Source organism: Allobosea lathyri (genome assembly GCF_900108245.1).
Classification (GTDB): Bacteria; Pseudomonadota; Alphaproteobacteria; order Rhizobiales; family Beijerinckiaceae; genus Allobosea; species Allobosea lathyri.
In genome coordinates this window covers 41,117-59,149 of the sequence record NZ_FNUY01000004.1, presented here as the reverse complement: position 1 = coordinate 59,149, position 18,033 = coordinate 41,117, and the positions used below count along the sequence as shown (strand labels likewise).

At 64.0% G+C, this 18,033-nt stretch carries 15 protein-coding genes; 7 read left to right on the top strand and 8 right to left on the bottom strand.

Going from position 1 to position 18,033, the window contains the following annotated elements:
- The first annotated feature begins 6 nt into the window (after positions 1-6).
- Together C4S73_RS10805 and C4S73_RS10800 are read left to right on the top strand one after the other, a co-directional pair.
- The gene (locus C4S73_RS10805) at positions 7-1,266 is read left to right on the top strand and encodes an oligosaccharide flippase family protein (protein ID WP_103872518.1); all 1,260 of its coding nucleotides are present in this window, start codon (positions 7-9) and stop codon (positions 1,264-1,266) included.
- A 19-nt stretch (positions 1,267-1,285) separates the two neighbouring features.
- Positions 1,286-2,683, top strand: coding sequence for a hypothetical protein (locus C4S73_RS10800; protein ID WP_103872517.1), 1,398 nt, complete (start codon positions 1,286-1,288; stop codon positions 2,681-2,683).
- Positions 2,684-2,883: 200 nt separating this feature from the next.
- On the opposite strand, the gene C4S73_RS10795 is transcribed toward C4S73_RS10800, so the two are convergent.
- The 3 genes from C4S73_RS10795 to C4S73_RS10785 all read right to left on the bottom strand — a co-directional run bounded on the left by C4S73_RS10795 (position 2,884) and on the right by C4S73_RS10785 (position 5,858).
- Positions 2,884-3,972, bottom strand: a complete 1,089-nt coding sequence (locus tag C4S73_RS10795) for a glycosyltransferase family 4 protein (RefSeq protein ID WP_160115724.1) — start codon at positions 3,970-3,972, stop codon at positions 2,884-2,886.
- Positions 3,973-4,003: 31 nt separating this feature from the next.
- Positions 4,004-4,795: a glycoside hydrolase family 16 protein gene (locus C4S73_RS10790; protein ID WP_103872515.1), complete on the bottom strand. Its 792-nt coding sequence runs from the start codon at positions 4,793-4,795 to the stop codon at positions 4,004-4,006.
- Positions 4,796-4,961: 166 nt separating this feature from the next.
- A complete protein-coding gene (locus C4S73_RS10785) occupies positions 4,962-5,858 on the bottom strand; it encodes a glycosyltransferase family 2 protein (RefSeq protein WP_103872514.1) in 897 nt (298 codons plus the stop codon).
- Between the two features lie 415 nt (positions 5,859-6,273).
- Between C4S73_RS10785 and pgm the strand changes: the two genes are divergently transcribed.
- Positions 6,274-7,923 (top strand): phosphoglucomutase (alpha-D-glucose-1,6-bisphosphate-dependent), encoded by a 1,650-nt coding sequence (gene pgm, locus C4S73_RS10780; RefSeq protein WP_103872513.1) that lies wholly within the window; start codon positions 6,274-6,276, stop codon positions 7,921-7,923.
- 33 nt (positions 7,924-7,956) lie between these two features.
- Here pgm and C4S73_RS10775 read toward each other — a convergent pair whose 3' ends face one another.
- The gene (locus C4S73_RS10775) at positions 7,957-9,018 is read right to left on the bottom strand and encodes a DmpA family aminopeptidase (RefSeq protein ID WP_103872512.1); all 1,062 of its coding nucleotides are present in this window, start codon (positions 9,016-9,018) and stop codon (positions 7,957-7,959) included.
- Between the two features lie 352 nt (positions 9,019-9,370).
- On the opposite strand from C4S73_RS10775, the gene C4S73_RS10770 reads away from it, so the two are divergent.
- Genes C4S73_RS10770 through C4S73_RS10760 form a run of 3 tightly spaced genes read left to right on the top strand, consistent with a single transcriptional unit; the run spans position 9,371 to position 13,269 of the window.
- Positions 9,371-11,329 (top strand): putative bifunctional diguanylate cyclase/phosphodiesterase, encoded by a 1,959-nt coding sequence (locus C4S73_RS10770; RefSeq protein ID WP_160115723.1) that lies wholly within the window; start codon positions 9,371-9,373, stop codon positions 11,327-11,329.
- A gap of 27 nt (positions 11,330-11,356) precedes the next feature.
- The gene (locus C4S73_RS10765; RefSeq protein ID WP_103872510.1) at positions 11,357-12,364 is read left to right on the top strand and encodes an aspartate/ornithine carbamoyltransferase family protein; all 1,008 of its coding nucleotides are present in this window, start codon (positions 11,357-11,359) and stop codon (positions 12,362-12,364) included.
- On the top strand, positions 12,352-13,269 hold the full coding sequence (locus C4S73_RS10760; RefSeq protein WP_146071321.1) for a DMT family transporter: 918 nt from the start codon (positions 12,352-12,354) through the stop codon (positions 13,267-13,269). Before C4S73_RS10765 ends, C4S73_RS10760 begins: the two co-directional genes overlap by 13 nt.
- Positions 13,270-13,286: 17 nt before the next feature.
- On the opposite strand, the gene C4S73_RS10755 is transcribed toward C4S73_RS10760, so the two are convergent.
- The 4 genes from C4S73_RS10755 to C4S73_RS10740 all read right to left on the bottom strand — a co-directional run bounded on the left by C4S73_RS10755 (position 13,287) and on the right by C4S73_RS10740 (position 17,077).
- Positions 13,287-14,471: an NAD(P)/FAD-dependent oxidoreductase gene (locus C4S73_RS10755; protein WP_103872508.1), complete on the bottom strand. Its 1,185-nt coding sequence runs from the start codon at positions 14,469-14,471 to the stop codon at positions 13,287-13,289.
- On the bottom strand, positions 14,468-15,832 hold the full coding sequence (locus tag C4S73_RS10750; RefSeq protein ID WP_244595548.1) for an FAD/NAD(P)-dependent oxidoreductase: 1,365 nt from the start codon (positions 15,830-15,832) through the stop codon (positions 14,468-14,470). Before C4S73_RS10750 ends, C4S73_RS10755 begins: the two co-directional genes overlap by 4 nt.
- Positions 15,833-15,844: 12 nt before the next feature.
- A complete protein-coding gene (locus C4S73_RS10745; protein WP_103872506.1) occupies positions 15,845-16,159 on the bottom strand; it encodes a (2Fe-2S)-binding protein in 315 nt (104 codons plus the stop codon).
- A 99-nt stretch (positions 16,160-16,258) separates the two neighbouring features.
- On the bottom strand, positions 16,259-17,077 hold the full coding sequence (locus C4S73_RS10740; protein ID WP_244595547.1) for an IclR family transcriptional regulator: 819 nt from the start codon (positions 17,075-17,077) through the stop codon (positions 16,259-16,261).
- A gap of 122 nt (positions 17,078-17,199) precedes the next feature.
- Here C4S73_RS10740 and C4S73_RS10735 point away from each other — a divergent pair, with 122 nt between their 5' ends.
- Positions 17,200-17,973, top strand: coding sequence for an enoyl-CoA hydratase/isomerase family protein (locus C4S73_RS10735; protein WP_103872505.1), 774 nt, complete (start codon positions 17,200-17,202; stop codon positions 17,971-17,973).
- Positions 17,974-18,033 lie beyond the last annotated feature (60 nt).

Here is an 18,033-nt window from a genome sequence, read left to right as displayed (position 1 = left end):
CCGAGCGTGAAAATCCTTGTAAACATCGGGACGCTGATCCTCTGGCAGGGCAGCATCTATCTGATCCCCCTGCTCACGACGCCCTATCTTGCGCGCGTCCTCGGCGTCACGCATTTCGGCATCCTGGCCATAGCCGGCGCGATCGTCAGTTACGTTTCGCTCGTCTGCGAATGGGGCTTCAGCCTGAGCGCGACGCAGAAGGCCGCGCAGAACGCGTCGTCGCCGGCGGTGCTGCGCACCCTGTTCTGGGATGTCACGATGGCCAAGGCCCTGCTGGCTCTGGTCGCCATCCTCGGTGCCGGGGTGATCATCTGGATGATTCCGAGCCTTCACGCGATGACGCCGATCCTGCTCGCCTATCTGCTGCAGGTGCTGTTCAGCATCGCCAATGCCGGCTGGCTGCTGCAGGGGCTCGAACGCATGGTCGGTTTCGCTACCGCATCCCTGCTCGGCCGTGCACTGACCGTGCCGCTGACCTTTCTGCTGGTGCATTCTCCCGACGACGTGGTGATCGCGGCCGCAATCCAGGGTGGGACCTTCCTGGTCTCGACGGTGGCGTCGCTCTATTTCGTCGCGCGCGTCATTCCGTTGCGGCCCGTCGGGCTGTCGCTGTCGGGTGCGTGGCGGCAGATCAGGGAGGGAACCCAGCTCTTTTTATCGACGGGCGGCATCAGCCTCTACAGCCAGAGCAATCTCGTCGTGCTCGCGGCCCTGTCGGGCGTGGGCCAGGCGGGACTGTTCAGCGGGGCGGATCGGATCCGGCGCGGCGTGCAGGGCGTGATCGGCCCTATCAGCATGGGGATATTTCCCCGGGTCAACAATCTGCTGGCGACCTCGCCAGAACGCGCCGGCCAGTTGATGAAGATCGTGCTGGCAGGGCAGGCGGCGGCGACGCTGATGCTCAGCCTCGCCATGTATGTCTCGGCTGAATTCATCACCACAAGTTTCCTGGGGCCGGATTTCGCGGCGGCGGTGATCATCGTCAAGCTGCTCTCGCCCATCCCCTTCATCGTGGGATTGAGCAATGCGCTCGGCATCAACATCATGCTGCCGCATGGCATGACGCGGCAGTTCATGCAGATCACCGTCGCGTCGGGGCTGATCAATCTGGCGATGCTGGTGCCGCTTTGCCATTTCTATGGCGGGGCGGGGGCCGCAGCGGCCGTGACGATGACCGAGGCGCTGGTGACGGCCATGATGGCGGCCGTGGTCTACCATCGCCGCAAATCGCTGTTCGTTGCGCTGCCGGCGGCTGCGCCGGCGTGACTGTGTCGGGAGAAGATCGGTGACCTGGCCCGTTCTTGTCTTCTGGTGCGTTCTGCTCTGGGGCGTGTTCGGCTCCTGGCAGGTCCTGATCTACCTGTTCTTCGCCTCAGCGGCGTTCGGGTCGCTGGCGGTTGTTCCCGTCGAGGCCGCAGGCGGCGTCAACCTCCTGCCACAAGCGGTTTGCGCCGGGGTCATCATCCTGCGCGCGCTGCTCAATGCGCAAATGCTCCGGTGGGCGCTTGCCGCGATGCTTGATCTGCGCTCGCTCGGGCTGCTGATGCTGTTTCTCGTCGTCAGCGTGCTCGTCACCATGTTCGCGCCGCGCATTTTCGCGGGAACGGTCGATGTCGTGTCGATCTCGGGGGTTAGTGCGGGCCCGCAGCCGCTGGCGCCGGGCTCGTATAATTTCACGCAGGCGCTTTATCTCTGCCTATCGGTCGGCGTCGTCGTGATGTTCTCCGTGTTATCCGAGCATTTCGACTTCGAAGCCGTCATGCGGCGGGCGTTTCTGCTTGGCGGCGTCGTGCTGTCGCTGTCGGCGCTGGTGGCGATGGCGGCCGATGCCGCGGGGGCATCATACCTGCTCGATCCGTTCCGGACGGTGAGCTACAACCTCTTCACCGACGTCGAATCCCTGGGCACGCGTCGCCTGGTCGGCCTGATGCCGGAAGCCTCGTCCTTCGGCGGGCTTTCGCTGCTCTACGCGACGGGCCTCGCCTTTCTCTATCCGGCCTATTCCGGCCGTTCGCGCGGCTTGGCGGCGATCACGGCATCCGCTCTGTTGGTCATGTCGGCGCTTTCGACATCGTCGACAGCCTATGTCGGGCTGGGTGTCTGCGCAGGCCTGCTCGCGCTGAACTGGCTGCGGCGGCTGCGCTCGCCCTCGGTGCGATGGCGCAGCAGCCTCACCACCGGCTTCATCGGACTGACGGTGGTTGCGACGGTCGTGCTCGGAATCATCCTGTTCCAGCCGTCGCTCTCCGACCACGTCCACGACATGGTCGATCTCATGCTGTTCCAGAAATCCACCTCCGAATCCTATATCGAGCGCATGAACTGGAACCAGACGGCCGTGGACGGCTTCCTGGCGACATCGGGCTTCGGCGTCGGGCTGGGTTCGGCGCGAGCCTCCAACTGGTTCGTGGCGCTGCTTTCAAATACCGGAGCGCTGGGCGCGGCGCTGATGCTCGGCTTTATCGTCCAAACCTTCGCAAGGCGTGCACCGGCCGGACATTCTTCGCGGGCGGAGTTGCTGCTCGCCCTGAAGGCGACATTGCTGATCAGCCTGGTGCTGTCGGCGCTTGCAGGTACATCGGCCGATTTCGGGGTCGGGGTCGCAGCGCTCTATGGGCTGATCAACGGGTTCGGGCACGATCCCGCGCCGGAAAGGCGTACGACGCTCGTGGCTGGATATTAGAAACGCTTCGTGTTCAAGTTGATACGGTCGGTCATCCCGGGCGAAGCGTAGCGCAGACCCGGGATCCATTCCGAGGCGCTTCCGAGAGAGGTTCCGGAATGGATCCCGGATCAGCGCCGCTTCGCGGCTTGTCCGGGATGACAGTGCGCCAAGCCAAGCCAGACGCGAAATGCTCTAGCCCAACCCTTGCCGCTCGATGCTTACGTCGCTTGTCTGGCCGTCATCGAGGCGCCCTCCGGCTTCAGCGAAGCGTAGAGGTCGCGATAATCGGCATAGAGCCGGTCGACGAAGAAGCGTTCGACGCCCTCCCTCGCTCGGGCCTTCATCCGCGCGAGATTTTCGGGGTCGCCAAGCAGACCGCGCAATTCGCGCGCGAAAGCCTCGGGGTCGCCTGGTGGCACCAGGATGCCTGCCTTGCCGCCGTCCAGAGCCTCGGGAACGCCGCCGACTGCGGTGGCGATGATCGCGCAGCCGGCATGGCGAGCCTCGAGATTGACCAGTCCGAGCGGTTCGGCGTGAGACGCCAGCACGAAGATATCGGAGCTCTGCAGCACCTTCTGCGGATCGCGCAACGAGCCGTGAAAAAGGATGCGGTCGCCAAAACCGGTTTCGCGCGCCGCCTGTTCGAGCAGCGCCCGGTCAGGGCCGTCGCCCACGATGTTGAGCGTCGCCGGATAATCGCCAGCGACGAGGCGGAAGGCCGCAATGATCGTGTCGACGCCCTTGCGGGCGTGCAGTCCGCAAACGGTGGTTATGCTCGGTCGCGCAATCGCGATATCGGGCTCCCCCGCGAACCAGCGCGAGCGCGCCCCTCCCAGCGGGGCGTTGACGATCGTGACCAGTTTTTGCGCGGAAAAGCCGCGCGCCATCAAGGTGATCCGCTCGGCTTCGCTTACCGCGGCGATGCGGTCGCCAAGCCGCATGATGGTCGAGTGACCATCGAAGGAATTGTGCACGGTGGTGACCAGGGAGGCCCGGGTCACCCGTGTCGCGAGATAACCCAGCACGGCGCCCGCCATCATATGGGCATGGACGATGTCGATGCGGCTGTCGCGGATCAGGGCGACGAGTTTTGCCAGGGCATTCGCCAGTTCGAGCGGCTGCTTGCTGCGCTGCTTGAGCGGGATATGGGCGACGCCGGTCGAAAGCAGCAGCTCGCGGAATTCGCCGTCTTCGCTCGCATAGGCGACGCTGTCGCCCCTATCAGCCTGAATGCAGGCGAGATCTACGGCAGCGTGGACGTTCCCGTGGCCCAGGCGACAATGATTGGCGAGATGCAGGATCCTCATCAGACCGGCCCCCTTATGCAAGCGGGCTTCGTCATTTGGCGTAGATGCGGACATAATCGACGAACATGTAGGACGGATTGGGCGTCTCCGTGATCGGCCAGCCGCTTCCCAGCGCGAGGTTGAGCAGGGGAAACAAGGGCTGTGCGAATTCCGGCGGTGTCGCGATGCGCCAATACGGCGTGCCGTCCAGATAAAACGTCGTCCATCTCGCGTCGATCATCACGCCGAAGCGATGATAGTCGTCGGTCAGGTCTGTCTCGAACCGCGCGACATAGGGGACGTGCCGCTCCGGATAGACCTTATCCATCGACCAGACGTGGTAGACGCTGTGGAGCGCGCGGGGATCGTGCCCATAATACTCCATCACGTCGACTTCGACAGCGTAGCGCGCGCGTTCGGTGCCCATCAGCCAGAACGCCGGCCAGACGCCCTTTCCGGGCGGCAGTTTCGCCCGCATTTCGAAATAGCCGTATTGCTGGGCAAAGCCGTTGCCCTTGAGATCGTGCCCGGCGAGCAGGCCCGACTCCCAGCGCCCATCGGCCCCCTTGCGGGCTTCGATCCGAAGGATGCCGTTGTCGATCGTGAAAGGAAATCCCGGCTGCGGATCAGCGAAGCGGGCGTCGCCGAAATCGCCGTTCCAGGGCGTGTGCGCGATCCAGCGGGTCGTGGGTCCCCAGGGCGAGACGCTGAGCTTGTCGAACTCTTCCGCGAAGGTCACCCGATAGCCGGTGAGATCGAGCGGTCCGGGCTTGTCGACCGATGGCGGTGAAAAGCCCGGCAGCAAGACAGCCAAAGCGGCCAAGGCGAGCGCTGCGCCCAACATCTTGGCAAGACTTGGCAGCTTGGCAAGACTTGGGAACTTGGCAAGGCTTGGGAACTTGGCAAAGGGGAACTTGGCAGAACGCAAAACAGTCATGACGTGGCATTGCCCTTTTGTGGCCAGAGGCAAGGCAACGCCCGCTGCCTGTTTGCCGAGCCCGATCCCCCCGTCATTTGAGCTTCAGGATGTTGGCGGGGCTGATCCGGCCGCGCATCAGGTCGAGCACCGCCAGCGCATTGCCGAGAAGCCGGCCCTTGCGGTCGACCCAGGGCTCCGGTCTCAGGACGCGGGTGACGTTCGAGCCGACATTGCGCGCGACCTGAATGAGCGCCCGGTCGGCGCGCATGGTCTTTTTCCTGAACAGGTGCCAGGGATTGGCGATCTGGGAATAGCCGAAGCGAAGCCCGGAGGTGCGGCCGCGTTTTGCGCCGAGATGAACCCCCTGCATGCGTCGGCAGCCGACGATCCGCCCGCAGCCGGAGAGCTGTCGGCTGAAATCGACATCCTCAAGCCAGCCATAGAGCGGGAGAGCCTCGTCGAAGCGGACGGCGTGCCGGTTCAGCGCCGCCAGTCGCACGGTCATGTTGCAGCCATAGCCGTTATGCAGGTCGTGCAGCTCCGGCTGATCGAACTGACGATCGCCGGCGCGCAGGATGGCATGAGCTTCGTCGCTGCTCAGTCCCGGGCCCGTAGCGCCATCGGCGAGCACGAGGCCCGACGCGATCACGATGTCTGCATGCTGCGCAAACAGCGCTTCGGTTTCCGCCAGATAGTCGGGCCGCGGGAAGAAATCATCGTCGAAGAAGGTTATCAGCCCTTCCTTCTCGCCGGCGAGCCTGGCGATGATGGCGTTGCGCTGATGGCAGGAGCCTTTCTCCGAGGTCACGATCGTAACCTTCAAAGACAGGCGCTCAAGCGCTTCGCGATCGACATCGGCGGGCTCGGCGGGACAGATGAAAACCTCGTCGGGCAAACGGGTCTGCCTCGAAAGCTCACCGAGCGTCTGCGTGAGGACGTCACGTCGGCCTGCAGTCGCGATCGCGATAAAAATCGGGTTATGCGACATGGTTGCCCTAGGCCTGTACGCCTGAGAGCCGTGGTGCTTGGATAGGCATTGCGCGCGCGATCCCTTTGGCTTCGGCCGGCGACGGGCGCATGCCGTGACGTCCAGCCATACTCATTGGCACGATTACACTCATGGGTACCCGACCGATCTCCCCGCTGACCTATAGGCAGGAAATGTGCCATGGCCCGTTTGTCGCGCGCCAACTCTCGTAACAAGTGAGTGCCAAGCGGGCTTCGGGATCAATGCGTGCACCCGCGAGTTGGAGCCTTTGCCTGGCCCGGCGTCCATGTCGGGGCAGGCATGTCAGCGGTTGGCAACGCCGTTGCAAAGCCGTTCAGAAATCTTTGCAATGGTAACGTGTCGCCCCACAACGTCAGCGCGGCCCGTTTCGCGGTCCACGGTCCAGGAAGTTTTGATGACAGCCAAAGTGAGCCCTCTCGCCGGCATGCCCCTCGATCCCAGCCAGCTGGTTGACGTCGCCAAGCTGCTTCAAGCCTATTTCGACCGCCCCGATCCGACACAGGCCGCGCAGCGCGTCGCTTTCGGCACCTCGGGCCATCGCGGCTCCTCCTTCCTGCTATCCTTCAACGAAGCGCATATCCTCGCGATTGCCCAGGCGATCTGTCTCTACCGCAAGCAGCATGGCATCGATGGCCCGCTGTTTCTGGGCATCGATACGCATGCGCTCTCGCGCCCGGCCTTCGAGACGGCGGTCGAGGTCTTCGCGGCCAATGGCGTCGTCACCATGGTCGACGAGCATCTGCGCTTCACGCCGACGCCGGTCATCTCGCATGCCATCATCGGTCATAATCGCGGCCGCAGTTCCGGCCTTGCCGACGGCGTGGTGATTTCGCCCTCGCACAACCCGCCGGCCGATGGCGGCTTCAAATACAACATGCCCCATGGCGGCCCGGCCGATACCGACGCCACCGGCTGGATCGAGCGAACGGCGAACGCCCTGATCGCCGAGGGGCTCGGCGGCGTGCTGCGCATGCCCTATGAGCGGGCGCTGAAGTCGGATCTGGTCAAGCGCTACGGCTATATCGATGCTTATGTCGGGGATCTCGCCGAGGTCGTCGACATGGAAAAGATTCGCAGCTCCGGCGTGACCATCGGCATCGGGCCGCTGGGCGGAGCGGGGCTCGACTATTACGGCCCGATCATCGAGCGCTATGGGCTCAACGCGACCGTGATCGACGCCCGCCTCGATCCGACCTTCGGCTTCATGAGCGCCGATTGGGACGGCAAGATCAGGATGGACTGCTCGTCGCCTTATGCGATGGCGAGCCTGATCGGCATGCGCGACCGCTTCGACGTCGTCTTCGCCAACGACACCGACGCCGACCGCCACGGCATCGTCACTCGCAGCGGCGGGCTGATGAACCCCAACCATTATCTGGCGACATCGATCGCCTATCTCTTCCCCAACCGCCCGAACTGGCCTGCAAAGGCCGCGATAGGCAAGACGATCGTCAGCAGCGCCATGATCGATCGCGTGGCCGGCAAGCTTGGCCGCCGCCTCGTCGAGGTCCCCGTCGGCTTCAAATGGTTCGTCGATGGGTTGTCGGATGGCGGCTTCGGCTTCGCCGGCGAGGAGAGCGCTGGCGCGTCCTTCCTGCGCCGGGACGGCACGAGCTGGACCACCGACAAGGACGGCATCATCCTGGGCCTGCTCGCAGCCGAGATCACCGCCAGCACCGGCGCCGATCCCAATATGCTCTATGAGGGGCTGACCGCCGAGCTTGGCGCGCCGCTTTATGCCCGCGTCGACGCAGCCGCCACGCCGGCGCAGAAGGCGGTGCTGAAGACGCTTGCCGCGCCGCAGATCACGGCAAAGGAACTGGCCGGGGAGCCGATCACGGCGATCCAGAGCGACGCGCCGGGTAACGGCGCCGCGATCGGCGGCGTGAAGGTTTCGACCAAGGACGGCTGGTTCTGCGCGCGCCCCTCGGGAACCGAGGAGGTCTACAAGATCTACGCCGAGAGCTTTCGCGACGAGGCGCATCTGCGGCAGATCCAGGAGGAGGCGCAGGCGATCATCAACATGGCTTTCGCTGCGGCTTGAGTCGATCTCCCCTGTGACGAGCCAGTGCCCGCGCTATGGCGAGGGCCAGGCCGTCAGCACGTCGGCGAGGGATGGGCGATGATGGCCGTCGCGGCCGGTCGTTGCGGGCGCGGCCAGCATGGCGTTCAGGACGGCTTCCTGGGTCGCCTCCGCCGCTGCCCGGAAGGCGTGATCGATCCGGTTCTCGTTCAGGACGGATAAAGGCAGGAGATCGGCCCGGTCATGATGGCCGATCGGATTGGCCGTCGTGAATGCGAGGGCGATGTCGCCGCTGCCATTGCCCCAGAAGGCGCCGAGGCGAGCGAGGCCTGCGCCGGCGCGCCTGGCGACGCGCTTCAACTGCCGCGATTCCATCGGGATGTCGGTCGCCAGCACCACGATGACGGAGCCGCGCTCGCGTTCATTCAATGATGGTTCGTGCGTGGGAAGCGGCCGGCGCCCATCCGGCAGAACGAGATCGCCGGGCGTGCCGAAATTGGCGAGGACCAAGGCTCCCAGCGTGAAGGGGCGCCCGTCCAGCGTCATGATACGCGATGCGGTGCCGATGCCTCCCTTGAAGCCGAACGCGCTCATGCCCGTGCCGGCGCCGACCGCTCCTTCCTCGACCGCCGCGCCGCGCGCGCCGTCGAGTGCCGCGAAGGCGTCAGCCTCCGTGAGGTGCCGCGCCCGGATGTCGGACAGCCAGCCATCATTGCATTCGAGCACGACCGGGTTGACGGTGCCGGTTTCGCGACCGATGTCGGGATTTGCAGCCAGAGCGCGGCTCACCAGCGCATCGAAACCAGTCCCTATCGCGAAGGTGTTGCCGAGCAGGAGCGGGGTCTCGACCTGCCCGAGCTCCGCGACCTGCAACAGGCCGGCGCTCTTGCCGAAGCCGTTGATGATCTCCACCCCGCACCTGACCTTCTGGCGGAACAGATCGCCGGGATGAGGCTGGATCGCTGTGAAGCCTGTGAGGATATCGCCCTCGCGGACCGTCCTGTGCCCAACCGCGACGCCGGCAACGTCGGTGATCGCGTTCAGGGGGCCGGACGGCAGGGTGCCGCAGACGAGATGGAAATCACGAGCACGAAAGGTCTGGGTTCGAGACGTCATGAGCAAGCCGGATCGAGAGGGCGGATCAATCACGCTATCGCCTAACACAATCCGCGGCAGGCGGTATCGCCGCCGCAGCGCTCTCCCAGGGTTCCGTGTCGACGACGAATTGAAGCGTTGGTCCGCTCGCCAATCGGCGATCTCGACATCCGTGGCTATCGACCTGATAAAATAAATGCGCTGAAACTCTACGGGAGTCCCATGCCGGCAAAGATAATCTTAGCATTTAGTCAACCTTGACGGCGGATGATCGAACCGAAGCCCGAGAGCCGATGTCTTTCCAAGGTAGTGCAGCCAACTTCCACGTTGAGTGTGTCTTATGCCTAAAACAGCAGAAAGGGGCGCTATCTCGATGGCGCTCCTCGAAGAGCAGGACGCGCTGAACGAGCAGCTGATTGCGGCGCTCTATGCGACCCGTGGTCCCATTCTGGTCGGCTCGGTTACGGTCACGGCGGTGATAGCCGGTGCGGGCATCCTTGCTGGGCATGATCCCGTCTTCTACGCGCTGGCCGTCTTGATGGCGGGTCTGGGCGTCTTCCGGTTCGAAACCCACCGGATGTACAGCCGCGCTCGAATCTCGGCGGATATCGCGTTCGATGCACCCCGTTTCGAGCGGCTGGCCATGATCGGGGCCTGGGCGACGGCAGCGCTCATCGCCGGGTTCAGCTGCTATGCCTTGTGGCGCTATCCGACCCAGCCCGTCGCAGTTCTGGCGATCGCGCAATCGATCGGCTATCTCGCGGGCATCTCGGGGCGCAACACGTCGCGCCCTTTGATCACGAAGATTCAGGTCCTGATCTCGGGAATACCTTTCACGATCGCGCTGCTGCTCACATTGGAACCGGCCTATATCCTGATCGCGCTCACGGTTCTGCTGACGACGACCCTGACGTTCTCCAGCACGCAGATCATCCATCAGATGTTCATTGCCCGTTTCCGGTCGATGAAAGAGCTAGAGATTCTGGCCAATCGGGATGCCCTTACCAATCTCGACAACAGGCGCGCCTTGCTGTTCAAGCTCGACCACGAACTGGCCAGCAGGAAGAGCCTGACGCTGCTTTCGGTCGATATCGATCATTTCAAGGTCATCAACGATTCCTTCGGTCATGATGTCGGGGATGCCTTGCTCGTCTCCATCGGCGAGACCCTGTCGTCCTGCCTCGCGAGCGGCGAGATGGTCGCCCGCATGGGCGGCGACGAATTCATGATCGTGACGTCCTGCGGGACGTCCGAGGCGATCGAGCTTGCGCGCCGCGTGCTGGCGCGGATTGGTTCCCAGCGCAGGATCAAGGGGCGCAGCATCACGGCGACGGTCAGCGTCGGCATCGTCCTGGCCGATCGCAGCATGACGGTCGAGGAGGCCCTGAAGCGCGCCGACATCGCCCTCTACAAGGCCAAGTCAGACGGGCGAAATCACTTCGCGGTCTATACCGCCGAGTTGAGCGCCGAACATGACGAGCATCTCGCATTCGAGGCCGACATGCGGGAGGCGATCCGGACCGGACAGTTCCAGCTCGCATATCAGCCGATCTACAATCCGCGCTCGGGAAGCGTCACGCTGGTCGAAGCGCTGCTGCGCTGGGAGCATCCGACACGCGGCCATATCAGCCCCGCGACGTTCATTCCGGTCGCCGAGCGGACCGGGCTGATCAGGGTTCTGGGGGCGTGGACGATCGAGACTGCGGCGCGGGCCGCGCTGACATGGCCGCGCAATGTCGGGGTGAGCGTCAATGTCTCGGCCCGGCAGTTCGAGAGCGATCACGACCTTGTCGCAGTTGTTGCCGCGATCCTGCGGCGGACCGGCCTGCAGCCGCGCCGGCTGACGCTCGAGATCACCGAGTCGACGCTCATCGAGGATGCGCCCCATATCATCGACAGCCTGATGCGGCTGCGGACCATGGGGGTCAGGATCGCGCTGGATGATTTCGGGACGGGCTATTCGTCGCTGAGCTATCTGGTCAAGCTGCCGATCGATATCATCAAGATCGACAAATCCTTCAGCCACGAGATCGAAGTGTCGCGCAAGGTGAATGCCTTGATGGCGGCGATCACGGACCTCGCCCACCAGTTGGGTCTGCTCATCATCGTCGAGGGGGTCGAGACGGAGCCGCAGCTGGCCGCGATGCGGCGCTTCAGCCTGCACGGGATTCAAGGCTTCATATTCGCCAGGCCGATGTGGGACGACGAGCTGCTCTCGATCATCAAGGAGCGTGTGCCGTCCGATCGATCCAAACCCGCCAGCGTGGGCGCGGATCCTTCGACGAGTGCCCCCAGGAAGCGACCGAAGGCTGCCTCAGGATCTCCGCGCTAGTCGGGCCGAAACTGGAGTCTGGCTACAATGCAGAGGCCGAACTACCCAAGCGGCAAAGACTTGCTTGGCGCTGATTCCATTTCTCGGGACGACCTTGAGGATATTTTCGCGCGAGCCGAGCAGTATCTGGCCGAGGAGAATGAAGACGACGGCTCCGGCGACTATGTGCCGGCCGCACCGGTCATGCGGCGGCGCCCGAAAGTGGTCGCGACCCTGTTCGATCAGCGCAGCACCCGCACCCGCCTGGGCTTTCAGGCTGCTGCCTTGCGGCTTGGCCATCAGTCACTGGATGTTTTCGACACCGAACGTAGCCGTATGGGCACGTCCACGGGTGAATCCATCGAGGATCACATCCGGACGGTCGAGGCCTATAGCGATCTGATCGTCGTCCGCTCCCATACCGAGAGCCTGCCCTATCAGATCGGGCGTCTGAGCTACCTGCCGGTGATCAATGCCGGCAATGGCGCGGACGAACACCCGACACAGGCTTTGATCGATCTTTTCGCCATCCATAAAATGCGCGGGCCGGTTCAGGGCCTGTCGATCGCGCTTTCGAGCGACACACGCGCGCGCTTTGCGCTGTCCTTCGTGAAGATGCTGCGCCTGTCGCCGCCGCGGCGTTTCACCCTGTGCTGCCTGCCGGGTGTGCCGATCAATCCGCCGATGCGCGAAGCGCTCGAATTGTTGCGAAATCTCGGCTGTCCGGTCGCCGTGGTCCACGACATCCGCGATACGCTGGATCACGATGTCCTCAGCATACAAATGCAGGACATGAGCCGCTTCTCGCATGCCTCGCTGGGCAGCGAAGCCGTCGACAAGGAGCTTGAGACCGAGCCGTTCACGCTGACGGCCAAGAAAATCATCGATGCCAATTCGGATATCCTCATCCTGAATCCGCTGCCGCGTTTTTCCGAGCTGGACGTGTCATGTGACACCCTGCCCAACGCCGGCTATTTCCGCCAGGTCAAGCTCTCGATGCAGGTGAGGATGGCGATCCTCAACAGAATGCTGATGGGCATTCCATGGGCTGGCTGAGCCGCCGATTCTTTTGTTTTTCGGCGTGGATGGGGACGCATTTCCTCGCCTATATCGCTGTCGCCATCTCGATCCGTTATCTGTCCTTTTATTCCCGTATTGTTGAAATCGCCGCGGTCCGATCTGCGGGATCGCTGATCATCGCCGCATTCATCGTCTTCAAGATCAGTGCGGTCCGGCCCCAGCCGATAGAACAGGGCGTTCAGCTGCACATCCAGCGGAGCCTGATCCATCTGGTGGGTTCGCTGGCCCTGATCTGGAGCGTAGCCAATCTGCCGTTGGGATTCACGGCAACCGTCGAGTTTTCCGGGCCGCTCTTCGCGGCCCTGATCGGGATCGCGATCTCCGCCCGTTATCCGGGGTCAACCGCCACTGTCGGCCTGGCGCTGATCGGGTTGGGAAGTGCGTATCTGCTCTATACGCAAGGCGTTTCGCAGGACATCCGCCTACTGATACCAGTCGGTGCCGTCGCCCTGCTGACGATAACCAATCTCATGCTGTCGAAGCTCGCTCAGGATTCCAACGTATTCTCCATCGTATTCATCATGCACAGCATACAGCTGCCAATTTACATCGCCATTCTCCTGTTCAATCTCGATCCCACACCGGCCGTCCAGGCGCCGGACATCGATATGCTCGCCATGCTGTCCATCCTGGCTGCGGCCATCGTCCTGATGGTGGCTGGTTTCGTCACGCAGATTGCGCTTGCAAACGCCTCCCGCTACGGCAGCCCCTTGCAGCTATGCGCCGCCGACACCCTCCGGATTCCGTTTCTGACGGTGGTCGGATATGTCGTATTCGGCGAGCTTCTGAAGAACAGTTCGCTGCTGCCCGGATTGATCGTCATAGCGGGGGCGGTGATTACCAGCCTGCCTCGCGGCCGCACTCAAAGACAGAGCGCCTGACGCGCCGCTCGTCCTTGCTAGCTGGCGCTACGGTCAGGAGCCGGCTCCGAATCGAACTCGCGGCGGAACTTCTCGTCGGTTTCGACGGGGTTCTCGAAGCGGGCGATCGAGAACGGCTCCAACGGGGTCGCAGTTTCCCCATCGACGATCATTTCGCTCAGGCACAGGCCGACACCGGGGCCGATCTGGAAGCCGTGTCCGCAGAAGCCGAAAGCGTGGAAAAGGCCCGGCGTCGTCCGGCTCGGCCCGATCACCGGCACCATGTCGGGCAGATAGCCCTCGATGCCCGACCAGACGCGGATGACATGGCAATTGGCGAGAGCGGGCACGACCTTGGCGAGCGACTGCATCGCGGAGAGCGTCTTGGCGGCCGGAACCGGGGCGCGGTTTGCAACGGGATCGGCGGCAGTTCTCGGATAGCCCGCCAGGATGATGTTGCCGCGCGGAATCTGGCGGAAGATCACGGAGCCGTCGACAGCCTGGATGGAGGGCTCGATGAAATAGGGATAGGGCTCCGTCACGAATTGCGGAGGGCCGGCTGGGAAGAGCGGCGCGGTCTCGCCGAACTGCTCGGCAATGGCGAGCGCCCAGGCGCCGGCGGCGTTGATCACCTGGCCGCAGTCGATCTCAGTCCCGGTATCGGTCTTCACCGTGAAGGCGCCGCCACCACTGCCGATCTCGGTCACGCGGCAGTGCTCGATGACCGTGACGCCCAAGCCTTTTGCGGCGCGCGCGACGGCGGGGGTGACGAGACGTGGGTTGGCCGTGGCGTCACGCGCCGAGAAGGTGGCGGCCACGACCCGCTCGCTCAACCAGGGCCAGCGGCGGCGCAGGTCCGACGGTTCGAGATGGTCGATCGTGAGCCCGTAGGTCTCCGAGACGGCCGCATAAGCCTCGATCTTTTCGCGCTCCTTCTGATCGAAGGAGAGGTAGAGATGGCCGGTCTGTTCGAATTCGCAGCGATCGCCAATCAGGTCCTCCAGCTGCTCCCACAAGGCCTGGGAGCGCAGCGACAAGGGGTACTGGCCGGGGAAGCGGCCCTGAAGCCGCAGATTGCCGAAGTTGGTGCCGCTCGACTGCGCCCCGACGACGCCTTTCTCGATGATGACGACGCGCTTGTCGCGCCTAGCCAGGAAATAGGCCGACCAGGCCCCGATCAGGCCACCACCGATGATGGCGACATCGACCGTGAGACGGCTCATGAAATGGCGTCCGCCGCTGCCAGGGCGATCGGCTTGACTGGAGCCTGCACGCGCAATCGGCCGGCGGCGGCGCCGGCAATGCCGGCATGGCCTGCGACGATCTCCTGCAATGATGGACCGCAGACCCGGCCCTGGCACCGTCCCATGCCACAGCGCGTCATCGCCTTGACGCGGTTGATTTCCACGGGGCCGAGCTCCTGATCCATCGCGCGCCTGACGTCGCCAACCGAGACGTTCTCGCAACGGCACAAGGTCACGCTGTCGGCAAGGGCGCCTATCTGGGCAACGGGCCAGGCAAAAGCCCGCGCCAGCCCCTGCTGGAACGCCCGCAGGCGGCCGACCCGGCGACGAAGCCCGAGCATGGTTGCTCCAGGCTCGGCAAAACCGAGATCGGCCAGGGCTGCATGGGCCGCAAGAGCGCCGCTTGCCTCGGCCGCATCCGCGCCTCCGATCGCGGCACCGTCTCCGGCCAGATAGAGACCGGGGCCGGCGCGACCATAAGCGTCGGTTCGCGGCAGCCACAGCCGGAATGTCTCGTCGTAGACCAGCGTCGCGCCGGCCAGTTCCGCCAGCTGCGTCTCGGGTTTGAGGCCATAGCCGAGAGCGACGGCGTCGCAGGCAAAACGCCTGTCGCGATTTCCGGAATCCTTCAGCGTGATTGCGATGACGTGGTCGTCGCCTTCGATCGCGAGGGCCGTTACGCCGTTCAGCACCGGCACGCCTGCGCGCCACGCGCCGCCGAGATAGGCCAGACCGCGCAGCAGGGTTCGCGGTGAGTTCGCCAATGATGGAAGCGCGGCCACCTTGTCCAGAAGCGGCGTCGTATCCGCGATGACGACGACGTCGGCTCCGAGCTTGCGGTATTGTTGCGCGGCGAGCGCCAGCAGTGGCGACGAACCCACAAACGCGACACGCCGGCCTATGAAGCAGCCCTGATCCTTCAGCGCCACCTGAGCGCCGCCGAGGGTAAACACGCCCGGCAGGGTCCAGCCCGGAACCGGGGCGATGCGGTCCATCGCGCCTGTCGCCAGGATCAGAGCATCGAAGCTTTGGGTCGATGCCACACCATCGCGCAGCAGATGAAGGGTGCGGTTCTCGATGTTCCAGACCAGCGTGTTCTGGCGATAGTCGATCGCGCTGCGTATGGCCTCGAACCGGGCGTGGAGCGCTAAGTATTTGCCGGCTTCGCTGCCCATCAGCGAGGGCATGTCGAGTTCCAGCCCGGGAGAAGGTCTGCGGTAGCCCTGTCCGCCGGCCTGTCGGCTCTCGGTGATCAGGATCGGCCGATGCCCGTGGGCATGAACGACGGCAGCGGCGTTCATGCCGGCCGGCCCGTCGCCGATGATGACGATGTCAGCCACGGTCGAAATCAATCATGGCCGCAAAGCCGGTGTGGCTGTCGACAATGCCATTCCCGCCGCAACCGGCGTCGTGCAGGCGCGCAGCCGGCCGCCGGTTTCGGTCCAGACCCAGCAATCCTGGCAGGCTCCCATCAGGCAAAAGCCGGCGCGCGGCTCGCCGCCAAATTCGAGGCGACGCAGGAAGCCGCGCTGGCTCAGCAGGGCAGCCAGCACAGACTCGCCTTCGGTTGCCATGATCGCCTGGCCATCCAGTGTCAGCGGCACCGACGCCCCGCGGCGCGGGACGGCACGAATGAACTGCGCTTCTGCCGATCCCGAACGGGTCATGGCGATCCCATCGAACTACACATCGTTTATCGCTATACGATAAGTCTTTGCGTATGATGATAGAAGTGAGCGCGAGCTGTCAATCGCTCCCGACCGATATCAGGTGCGCGAAATCGCGTGGCCGGCAGCAATGATCAGGGACGAGAAGCGCGCGACCACCTCCTCGCGCGAATAGCGCGAACAGGAGACGGCGACGTTGACCGCGCCCTCGGGCCGGCCGCGATGGTCCAGGATCGGCGCGGCGATCGAGGCATCGCCATGGTAGAATTCCTCGAAGGCGGTGGCATAGCCCTTGGCTTTCGCATCGCGCAGCTTGGCGAGCAGCGCTTCGCGGCTCCAGGTCGTCGAGGGCGTGTGCGGCTTCAGGTCGGAGCGATCGATGATCGCCATCGCTTCGTCCTCGGGTAGCCGCGAGAGCATCGCTATACCCGGCGCCGCGCAGAAAGCCGGCATGCGCGTGCCGATGATGACGTCGGTATTGAGCACGTGCCGGCTGAGGAAGCGCGAGACGAAGATGATCTCGGTATCCTGCAAGGTCGTCAGATTGACGGTTTCCTCCGTCTCCTTGCTGAGATGCATGAGATAGGGCATCGCCCGGTCGACCAGGCGGCTGCCGCGGAAGAAGTGGTGGCCCATATCGAGCGTCTTGGCCGTCAGCTCGAAGCGCTTGGTCTCGCTGTCCTTATGCAGGTAGCCGAGCCGCGTCAGCGTGTGGGTGAAGCGCTGCGCCGAACTCAGATCCATCCCGGTGACAGTCGCGACCTGCGACAGGTTCAGCGAGGGATGCTGGCGCCCAAAGGCCGACAGAACGCGGAATGCCTTTTCCACGGACGCCACCATCAAGGGATCGTCGCTTTTCTCCTTGGCGGGGGCGCTGGGCCTGGCCTTGGCGGGCTTGCTCGTATCGAGCGTCGACATGCTGCTTACTCCTGGCCGGATCATTGGCGGCGACAAACCCGGTTGACAAGGCGCCCGGTCCAATCAATCATTCAATATAACTTATCGTATGTCGATAAAATGTCATCGCGGAGATCGAGGTCATGAAGGAATTCGTCCTGAGCGAAGTGCGCGGTGCAGTCGGCATCCTCACGCTCAACCGGCCCGACAAGCTGAACGCATGGAACGAGCCGATGCGCACCCGCCTCGTCGAGGCGTTGAAGGAGCTCGAGGCCAATGATGCCGTGCGGGCGATCATCCTGACCGGTGCGGGCGAGCGCGCCTTCGGCGCCGGCCAGGACCTGAACGAGACGAAGACTTTCGATCCCGACCGCGCGGAAGTGTGGATGGGCGAATGGGAGCGCCTCTACGATCTGATCCGTTCGCTCTCGAAGCCGATCATCGCTGCGCTGAACGGTGTCGCGGCGGGTTCGGCCTTCCAGGTCGCGCTGCTCTGCGACCTGCGCATCGGCCATTCCGGCGTCACCATGGGCCAGCCCGAGATCAATTCCGGCATCGCCTCGGTGACCGGTCCCTGGATCATGCGCGAGATGATCGGCATTGCCCGCACGATCGACCTCACCCTGACCGGGCGGATGATGGATGCCGAGGAGTGCTTCCGCATCGGCCTGATCAACCGCATCGTCCCGCAGGGCCAGGTGATGGAGGCAGCGCTTGCGCTCGCCACCGAGCTTGCGGGCAAGCCGCCGGTCGCCATGCGGCTGAACAAGGCCCGCTTCCGCGAAGTGACCGAGGCAAGCTTCCGCGAATGCCTGCAGGCCGGCATCCGCAACCAGCGCGAGGCCTACGCCACCGGCGAGCCCGCCCGGATGATGGAAGAATTCCTGGCCAAGCGCGCAGCGCGGAAAACGGCCTGAGCGTCTGCCGCTTATTCGATTGCTCCAGGGGAAATCGCGGAAAACCGCAAGAAGGGGAGA